The 8,508-nt window shown below is 69.8% G+C and carries 7 protein-coding genes; 6 read left to right on the top strand and 1 reads right to left on the bottom strand.

The window, feature by feature from the left end:
- From D7V88_RS35450 to D7V88_RS35430, 5 genes are all read left to right on the top strand, one after another.
- Positions 1 to 687: Fic family protein (locus D7V88_RS35450; protein WP_147448999.1), on the top strand; the 687-nt coding region annotated here is incomplete at its 5' end.
- The gene (locus D7V88_RS35445; RefSeq protein ID WP_120545019.1) at positions 684 to 1,379 is read left to right on the top strand and encodes a hypothetical protein; all 696 of its coding nucleotides are present in this window, start codon (positions 684 to 686) and stop codon (positions 1,377 to 1,379) included. The genes D7V88_RS35450 and D7V88_RS35445, both read left to right, overlap by 4 nt.
- A complete protein-coding gene (locus D7V88_RS35440) occupies positions 1,376 to 2,077 on the top strand; it encodes a hypothetical protein (RefSeq protein WP_120545018.1) in 702 nt (233 codons plus the stop codon). The genes D7V88_RS35445 and D7V88_RS35440 overlap by 4 nt, the downstream gene beginning before the upstream one ends.
- Before the next feature lie 204 nt (positions 2,078 to 2,281).
- The gene (locus D7V88_RS45300; protein ID WP_279636134.1) at positions 2,282 to 3,901 is read left to right on the top strand and encodes a M57 family metalloprotease; all 1,620 of its coding nucleotides are present in this window, start codon (positions 2,282 to 2,284) and stop codon (positions 3,899 to 3,901) included.
- Between the two features lie 637 nt (positions 3,902 to 4,538).
- Positions 4,539 to 4,742, top strand: a complete 204-nt coding sequence (locus tag D7V88_RS35430; RefSeq protein ID WP_147448998.1) for a hypothetical protein — start codon at positions 4,539 to 4,541, stop codon at positions 4,740 to 4,742.
- Positions 4,743 to 4,770: 28 nt separating this feature from the next.
- Here D7V88_RS35430 and D7V88_RS35425 read toward each other — a convergent pair whose 3' ends face one another.
- Entirely contained in the window at positions 4,771 to 6,561 is a 1,791-nt protein-coding gene (locus D7V88_RS35425) for a fibronectin type III domain-containing protein (RefSeq protein WP_208726663.1), read from the bottom strand.
- Between the two features lie 493 nt (positions 6,562 to 7,054).
- Between D7V88_RS35425 and D7V88_RS35420 the strand changes: the two genes are divergently transcribed.
- A complete protein-coding gene (locus tag D7V88_RS35420) occupies positions 7,055 to 8,452 on the top strand; it encodes an aminotransferase-like domain-containing protein (RefSeq protein ID WP_120545021.1) in 1,398 nt (465 codons plus the stop codon).
- Positions 8,453 to 8,508: the final 56 nt, after the last annotated feature.

Here is an 8,508-nt window from a genome sequence, read left to right as displayed (position 1 = left end):
GAACCCCGAGTGAAAGCCCCCTCCGCCACCGAACAGCTCGGTCCCCACCGCGACGCCATGCAAGCCCTGGACTGGGCCCTGCCGGCGCTCCGGGCGGACCTGGACGCGGCGGGAAGGCAGCCCTTCCGGGAGACGGGGGCCCAGGAGGACTTCCTCCACCGGCATGACGCGCCCGCCCACGAGCCCCAGGGGCCCGAGCGCACGGAGCGCTTCGAGCGGGCCCTGACGCGGGTGCGGCAGTGGGCGGACGCGGGGGAGGCGCTGACGTTTTCCCGGATGGTGGAAGTGCAGGAAACGGTGTTGGGGGTGCGTACGGCGTTTCGCACCGGGGAGGCCTTCGCGCACGGGGGTGCGCACCGCTATGCGCAGGCGCCGGGCCTGGAGGCGGCCTTCGTCGGGAAGGTGGAGGGGGAGGCGCGGGAGGAACGCCATCCGGTGGCGCACGCCACCCGGTTGTACCTGGACCTGTGTTTCTTCCACCCGTTCCCGGACGGCAACGCGAGGGCGGCGCGGCTGTGGTTGGAATACATGCTGCGGCGGGGCGGGCTGCCCACCCCGCCGCTGGCGCCCATCGTGCTGTTTCCCAAGCGTCCGGGAGACACGGAAAGCTACGTGCGCTTCGCGCGTCTGTTGGCCCGGAGCATCGCGGGGCCGGACGCCCCGTGTCGCAACGAGGTGCAGCCATGAGCAGTGATCCTTCGAAGCGCCCGTGGAAGCGCATCCGCGAGAGCCTGGACACCTATTCGCCAGAGCCGCTGGCGGTCCGGCTGCGCGACATCCTGGCGCCGCTCCGCGCGATGAGGTCCGGCGGGGGCGCGTTCAGCCGGGGGGTGCTGACGCCCTTCAAGTACCAGGTGCAGGACCTGCTCGGCGTCACCCTGGGCCCCTGGTACACCGAGAGCGGCCTGCCGCTGGGCAACGAGAACCTGGGGGGCTATTGCTGGTGCCATTCGTTCTTCAACAGCGTTCCCACGCCGAACCGGGACGTGGACGACAACGTCCGGGCCATGCTGGAGGCGCTGGAGCGCACCCGGAAGTATCTGCATGCGCTGGATGCCCTCTTCGAAGCCGCACGCGCCCGGCTCCTCGCGGCGCAAGGAGACAAGGGCCTCCAGGCGACGGTGCTCGCGGAGGCGCTGGTCCAGACCGTGGATTTCACCGCCGCGGAGACGTCCTGCGAAGAGGCCTGGTATCACGTCGCGGAGTCGGCGATGGGCTGGTGTTTCGACGCGCTGGACGTGCCGGTGGGCGAAGGCACGCTGGCGTTGATGGGCACGCTGTTCGTGTTCGAGTCGTGGTCGCCGCCTCCACCAGAGGCGTTCCGGGCCTCGGCGCAGCGGGTGGCGGTGGCGGCGCTGGATGAGGAGGTGACGCCATGAGCAAGACGGCCCGTTTCTCCTGGCAGCTCATCCGCGACAGCATGGAGGGCTATGAGCCGGAGCGGCTGGCCAAGGTGCTGCGCGCGTACCTGGAGCCCCGGGTTCCGCCGGGGACGCGCAAGCTGACGGACGAGCAGCGCAAGGACATGGCGAAACACATCCAACACCTGCTCAACGAGAACCTGCCGGCTTGGTACACGGAGACAGGGGCGTACCTGGGCAACGAGAGCATGGGGGGCTACTGCTGGTGTCACAGCTTCTTCAACCAGCGCCCCACGCCGAACATGCGGGTCCAGGACAACATCCAGCTCATGCTCAACGCCCTGGAGCAGCGGCGCGGGTGGCTGTTCAAGCTGGATGCGGTGTATCAGTCCCTCCGGGAGGGCCTGCCCTCGGAGCCCGGGGACGACGACATCCGGGTGCTGGCCCTCGCGGACGGCATGGTGGAGGTGCTTCAAATCACCATGGACGCCACGGGGTGTGAAGAGTCCTGGTATGTCTTCGCGGACCGGGCGCTGGGGTGGATGTTCGACGCCCTGGCCCTGCGTCCGGGCTATCAGGCCGGTAAGCTGATGAACAAGCTGTTTGCCTTTGAGTCCTGGCACTCGCCGCCCGAAGAAGAGCTGCGGGAGTCGGCGGAGAAGGTGGCGATGGCCGTCGTGGAGGATGAAGGCCGCCGGACTCACAGGAAGCACTGAGTCCACCACGACCGCCTTGGCGTCGAGATGACCCAGAGGCCGGTGCGAGGTGTCGCCTGTAGAGTCCGCGGCCACCGAGCCGGCATCACCCATCTGGCCTTGTTGGATGCGTGTCGCCGGGCGGCCTGTCGAGATGCGACAGGGCCAGAGCTACAGGGCCAGCGAAAAGGAATGTCCATGTTTGCAAGAAGTCTTGTCCTCGCAGTGGGATGCATTGCCCTGACGTTCGGGTGCGCCGAGCCCCCCGATGAGACGCAGGAGATCGTTGGCAATCTCGTCAAGGCCGGGTTCCCCGCTGACGACATCCACACGGTCGAAGGAAGGGTCTACGTCGGGCGGGACGCCGAGGTGACCCTGGCCGCGTCGCGAGAGATGCTCGAGGCCGGCGACACCACCCGCGAGCAATACCGCACCACCAACCTCGTCAGCACGTCGCTGACGAAGATCTGCGTCAACGGCTCGACGTTCACCGGTGCCTTCAGCACGGCGCTCGATCTCGCCATCCAGAACTATGACGAACTGCCGCTCACCTTCGCCATGGCGCGGACGCCGAGCACCGGTTGCAGCTTCACCATCAACGCCGTGATCGATCCGAACATGAACGGCGGCGTGGCCGGGTTCCCGTCGAACGGAAATCCGTTTGGACAAATCACCATCGGCGGCCAGCTCAGCCAGTACGGCGTCGATGTCATCGAGCATGTCATCACGCACGAGCTTGGCCACACAGTCGGGTTCCGCCACTCGGACTACTACAACCGCGGCATCAGTTGTGGCAGCGGCGGCAACGAGGGCGATGCTGGCATCGGCGCGATCCACATCCCGGGCACGCCCACCACGGCGACCGTCGGTGCCTCCATCATGAACTCCTGCTTCCGCTCGGTGGAGACGGGCGAGTTCACCTCCAGCGACATCACGGCTCTCAATGATTTGTATGCATCCGCGGCGGTCTGCAAGGGCCAGACGCCGCAGGGCGCGACGGCGTGGCAGCAGTACAGCGCCGACGGCATCTACCTGGATGTGAACACGGCGGGTTGTGGCTTCAGCACGACGCCTCTTTTCTTCACCTCCATTGGCGGCGTCAGCGGCCAGTGGGAGAGTTCCGGCGCCACGGCCATCTACAACCCGTCGCCCACGGGCTTCCGCGTCTATCTCAAATTTCCAGGCATCACCCCCGCCCGGGCCAACACCGAATTCAGCTGGCACATCAACTGGCAGGCCGCCCCCAACAATCTGCGTCAGCCCACACTCTGCACCGGCCAGACGTCGCAGGGTGCAACGGACTGGCAGCAGTACGGCACCGCCGGCATCTACCTGGACGTGGACACGGCGGGTTGTGGCTTCAGCACGACGCCTCTTTTCTTCACCTCCATTGGCGGCGTCAGTGGCCAGTGGGAGAGTTCCGGCGCCACGGCCATCTACAATCCGTCGCCCACGGGCTTCCGCGTCTATCTCAAATTTCCAGGCATCACCCCCGCCCGGGCCAACACCGAGTTCGGCTGGCATATCAACTGGCAGGCCGCCCCCAACAATCTGCGTCGGCCCACGCTCTGCACCGGCCAGACGTCGCAGGGCGCAACAGACTGGCAGCAGTACGGTGCCGCCGGTATTTACCTGGACGTGAACACGGCGGGCTGTGGCTTCAGCGCGACGCCCCTGTACTTCACTTCCATTGGCGGCAGCGGCGGCCAGTGGGAGAGCTCCGGCGCCACGGCCATCTACTACCCGTCGCCCACGGGCTTCCGCATCTACGTCAAATACGCAGGCATCACCCCGGCCCAGGCCAACAATGAGTTCGGTTGGCACATCAACTGGAGCGCGAGGTAACGGAGTACCTGATGGAGGGGGTGACAACCGGCGGGAGGAATGGGCGGAAAGCGCCCGTCTTTCTACAGGAGACCACCCTCTTTGTTGGGGGCCGGATGGACGAGAACTCAATAGCGCGGAGGAAGTCCATCCTGCGGCATCTATGCGGCTCGGCGTGTCTGATTGAGACGTCCGGATGAGACATGGCGAATCGTAACTTGCTGGAATCAGCAGGGTCCTACGATTGGCATCATGTCAACTAACCGGATAATCCGCCCGCAAAAGTGGGCCCCGCGGTTCTGCAGTGGCTCCCGACGGCGCGGCCACAGTTAACCGGCCAATCCACCCGTTTGTCCCTGCCGGTCCGCGGCTGGGACCTCGCTGCCAGTTAACCGGATAATCTCCAGCCGCTCTCCGCCGCCCGGCTGCAACTCGCTGACGTCCTCACGGATCCGCTACAGCCGCTTCACTCGGCGCTGCTGGAGGAAGCTGGCGCTGCGCGAGGCCTGCGCTCCGCGAGCAAGGCCCGGCGCCAGGCGCGGCTGGTGGAACTCCATCTTGTTAGTCAAATCACATTGGTTCTGTGCGTCCCCGAGATCGTTAAATGACGCATGTCGGTGCGTCAGTAGGTGGGAGTCGCCGCCAGGTGAAGTTCGCCATGCAAGTCACCAAGGGGACGCTGCGGGTCGGTTACCGCGACCTCGACGGCGACAAGCAGCTCATCGTGACTCCGGCGTCGCCGGCATCGCTCGAGATGCGGACGCGCCTCCACCGCGAGCGCCGCTCGTTCACGCTGTATTTCGAGCCCCTCGGCGGGCACGTGGAGGGACTGACGGGCACGGTCGACTACTCCACGCCGTGAGCAAGAGTCGGCGCCGGGGGCCATCCCCCTACCGGTAGTCCACGTGCAGGGCCGGGACGTAGTCGATGGAGCCGCCCGTCTGCTCGAGGCTGCAGTAGCTCGTGACCTGGTTCTGGTTGTCCCAGGTCTGCCCGCCCCAGCTCGGCACGCGGTCCGTGATGGGGGACTGCCCCACGTAGAGGCCGTTCGAGGGCCAGGTCCCGCTCGCCCAGTTCTTCACGACCGTCGTCACGTCCCAGGCCTGCGCGCCGCCGGCCGTCGGCGCCGGCAGCCACCACGAGCCTGCCGTGTAGACCTGCGGCAGCGTGTTGAAGGTCACCATGGACGGACTCCAGGGCCCGGCAAGCGCCCGGACCAGGTAGCGCGCGTCGGACACGGGGTGTAGGGCGAGGGCACAGGGGTACATCACGAGCGCCGCCACGAGCACGTTCCTCCCCGAGAGCGCCGCGGTGTCGAACCGGAGCGCCGAACCACCACAGTTGTGGAAGAGGGCCTGCCCGCCCGGGCCGATGGTCCAGGTGAAGAAGCAGCCCACATCATTCGGTCCGGAGGGCAGGGTCACGTTCTGGTTGGCGAGCAGCGCGGTGCTCTCCATCACGGTGGCGTCACCGGTGGTGCGCAGCACGGCGCGGGTCGCGGTGGTGAACGAGACTCCGTTGGAGGGCGCGGAGCTCGTCGTCCCCTTCACCGCGCGTACGCGCATCCAATAGGCCGTCGCGGGCGTGAGGCCGCTCACGCTCGTCATGGTCATGTTGGCGCCGAGGCGGAAGGCCTCGGTGAAGGGCCCCGCCGCCCCAGTGGCGTACTCCACGGAGTACCCCGTCTCGTCCTGGGCCACGTCGGTCCAGGCGAGGCTCACGCTCGTGGCGGAGGTGACCGTCGCGGTGAGCCCGGAGGGCGTGGCGATGACGACAGGCGGCACCGTCGTCGCCGAGACTGGCGCCGTGTAGCCCGAGGGCGACCACGGCGGCCCGGAGGGTGTGGGGGCGAAGAGGGGGAGCGTGCGGAACCGGTAGTGGTAGGGGGTGCCCGGCACGAGGCCCGTGTCATCCCACGTACCATTGGGCGGCCCGCCGAAGACGAAGTTGCCCAAGCGGGCTACCTCGGCCCAGGGGCCGGTGGCGGACGGCGCGCGCTCGATTGCGACGCCGCCGCAGATGTTCCAGGTCCAGCCGAGCCGGAGCGAGGTCTGCGACAGCGCGGAAGCCGACGTGCCCTCCGTGGCCGGGCAGAACGTGCCGATGACGATGGGGCCGTTGTAGACGGAGACCTGCACCCAGGCGGAGGCGCCCGCGACACCCACGGCCCGCACGCGGTAGTTGTTGGTGGCGAAGACCGGGCTCTCGTGTACCCAGCCGGTCGAGCCTGCGGGGAGCGTGACTGTCGAGCCCCAGGGGATGAACTCGCTGGAGTGCTGCACCTCGTAGGCGGTCTCGTCGGTCGCGGCGTCGGTCCAGGAGAGCCGCGCCACGCTGGCGGACGCCACCACCTCCTGCACGCCGGTGAGGCCGGTCGGCGCGTTGGGCGGCACCGCCGCGGCCGTGCTCACACCCACGACGGAGGTGAACGCCGACGCGCTGGCGCCATTCACCGCGCGCACCCGGTAGAAGTAGGTGCTCCCGGTGGCGAGGCCCATCTCGCCGTAGCCCAGGGCCGAGGCAGGTGGGCTCGCGATGAGCGCGAAGGGCCCGCCGATCGCAACGGAGCGCTCGACCTCGAAGCCGGTGAAGGCTCCGGACGGCGGCATCCAGGTGAGCTCCACGCCCTGGGAGCTCGTGGCCCGCGCGACGAGGTTCGTGGGCGCGGATGGCGCTGCCACGCCGCCGCCGTCGTCTCCTCCTCCTCCGTCTCCTCCTCCGTCTCGTCCACCCCCGTCGCCGCCACCTGCTCCACCACCGTCTCCTCCGTCCCCGGCGACTCCCCGGCCGCCGTCTGCTTCTCCATCGCCGGCCCCGTCGGCGGGCCCGCCACCGCAGGCGGCAAGCGCCACGAGCGAGACCAGGAGGAGTGCACGGCAGGTGCGGGGCGAGGCGCGAGGCATGGAGACTCCGGTTGAGAGGAACATCGAGGCCGACTATTCCCCTGGCCCGCGGCACGAGGGAGGTGCACTCGCGACAAGTCGGCTGGGCCACCCCTGAGCGGGGGTAGGAGGCTGGCTCACCTTCACTCCACCGCGAGCGAAGCGGCCGCCCGCGACGTATCGTGTGGCCACGCCGCCAGCAACCGGAGCAGCCGTGGCCCCCGGCATCCCCACCATCACCCTCGACCCGCGCTCCAACCGCCCGGTCTACCTGCAGATTGCGCATGCGCTCATGTCCGAGATTCACCGCGGCCGGTTCCGGCCCGGCGACGCGCTCCCGGGCTACCGCACGCTCGCGCAGGGACTGGGCGTGTCCCGCAACACGGTGATGGCCGCGTACCGCGAGCTCGCCGACGAGGGATGGCTGGTGGCGGCGCCGGGCGAGGGGAGCACGGTCGCACCCACGCCGCCGCGGCGCCTTCCGGGCGCCTCCGAGACTCCGCCCGGGCCCGCGGCGGAGCTCACGGGCGCCGACATGGGCTTCGACCTCCGCCGGCCCCCAGACCCCGCGGTGCCCGACGCCGCCCGCAATCTGCTCCGCGTCGCCACCGGCAACCCCGACCCACGCCTCCTGCCTGGCGCCGCGCTCGCGCGGGCCTACCGCCGCGCGCTCACCGTGAACCCGCGCGGCACGCTCGCGGTGGACGACCCGCAGGGCCACCCCACCCTGCGCGAGGCGCTCGCGCGCACGCTGCGCGCGGCCCGCGGCGTCGCCGCCGCGCCGGAGCGCCTGGTGGTCACCCGCGGCGGGCAGCTGCCGCTGGCCCTCGTTGCCCACGCCCTGCTTGGGCCGGGCGACGCGGTGGCGGTCGAGGCGCTCGGCGCGCGGGACGCGTGGGAGGCCTGCGCCCGCGCCGGCGCGCGCTGCCTGCCGGTGCCGGTGGACGCGCAGGGGCTCGACGTGGACACCCTCGAGCGGCTCCTCTCGACGGAGCGGCTGCGCGCGGTGCTCACCACCCCGGTGCGCCAGTACCCCTCGGTGGTCGCGCTCTCGCCGGAGCGCCGGGCGCGGCTGCTCGCCCTCGCGGCGCGCCACCGGTTCGCCGTGCTGGAGTCCGAGCACGACGCCGAGTTCCAGTTCGAAGGAGCGCTGCCCCCGCCGCTCGCCGCGGAGGACCGCGCGGGCGTGGTGGTGCTGGTGGGCTCCCTCTCGAAAATCTTCAGCCCCGGGCTCCGCCTCGGCTTCGTCCACGCGCCCGCGCCGCTCGTGGCGCAGCTGCGCTCCGCCCGCGACGCGCTCGACCGCCACGGTGACCCCGCGCTCGAGCGGGCGATAGCGGAGCTAATCGAGGACGGCGAGATCGAGCGCCACCTCAACCGCATGCACCCCATCTACCGCCACCGTCGCGACGTGCTCGCGAACGCGCTCTCGGAGCACCTCGGCGCCGCGCTCACCTTCGACCCGCCCACGGGCGGCCTCGCCCTGTGGGCCCGCACGCGAGAGGGGCTGGACGTGGACGCCTGGGCGCGGCGCGGCCTCGAGCGCGGGGTCGCCTTCCAGGCCGGCCGGCAGTTCGCCTTCGACGGCGGCGCCGTCCCGGGGCTGCGCATCGGGTTCTCCAACTACGGCGACGCGGAGCTGGTCGAGGTCGCGCGGCGGATGGTCGAGGCTCTCCCGGAGGGGCAATGACGGTGGAGTTGCAGCCGCTGGACGGGCGCGTCGTGCTCAAGGGACTGCTCGGGGAC

The organism is Corallococcus terminator (assembly GCF_003611635.1).
Taxonomy (GTDB): Bacteria; Myxococcota; Myxococcia; order Myxococcales; family Myxococcaceae; genus Corallococcus; species Corallococcus terminator.
The sequence above is the reverse complement of the archived record's forward strand: the minus strand, read 5'-3'. Positions and strand labels throughout refer to the sequence as shown.

Excerpts from the sequence above, each read along its gene's own strand:
- D7V88_RS35445 (WP_120545019.1), top strand. The coding sequence starts at position 684 with ATGAGCAGTGATCCTTCGAAGCGCCCGTGGAAGCGCATCCGCGAGAGC.
- D7V88_RS35440 (WP_120545018.1), top strand. The coding sequence starts at position 1,376 with ATGAGCAAGACGGCCCGTTTCTCCTGGCAGCTCATCCGCGACAGCATG.
- D7V88_RS35430 (WP_147448998.1), top strand. The coding sequence starts at position 4,539 with ATGCAAGTCACCAAGGGGACGCTGCGGGTCGGTTACCGCGACCTCGAC.
- D7V88_RS35420 (WP_120545021.1), top strand. The coding sequence starts at position 7,055 with ATGTCCGAGATTCACCGCGGCCGGTTCCGGCCCGGCGACGCGCTCCCG.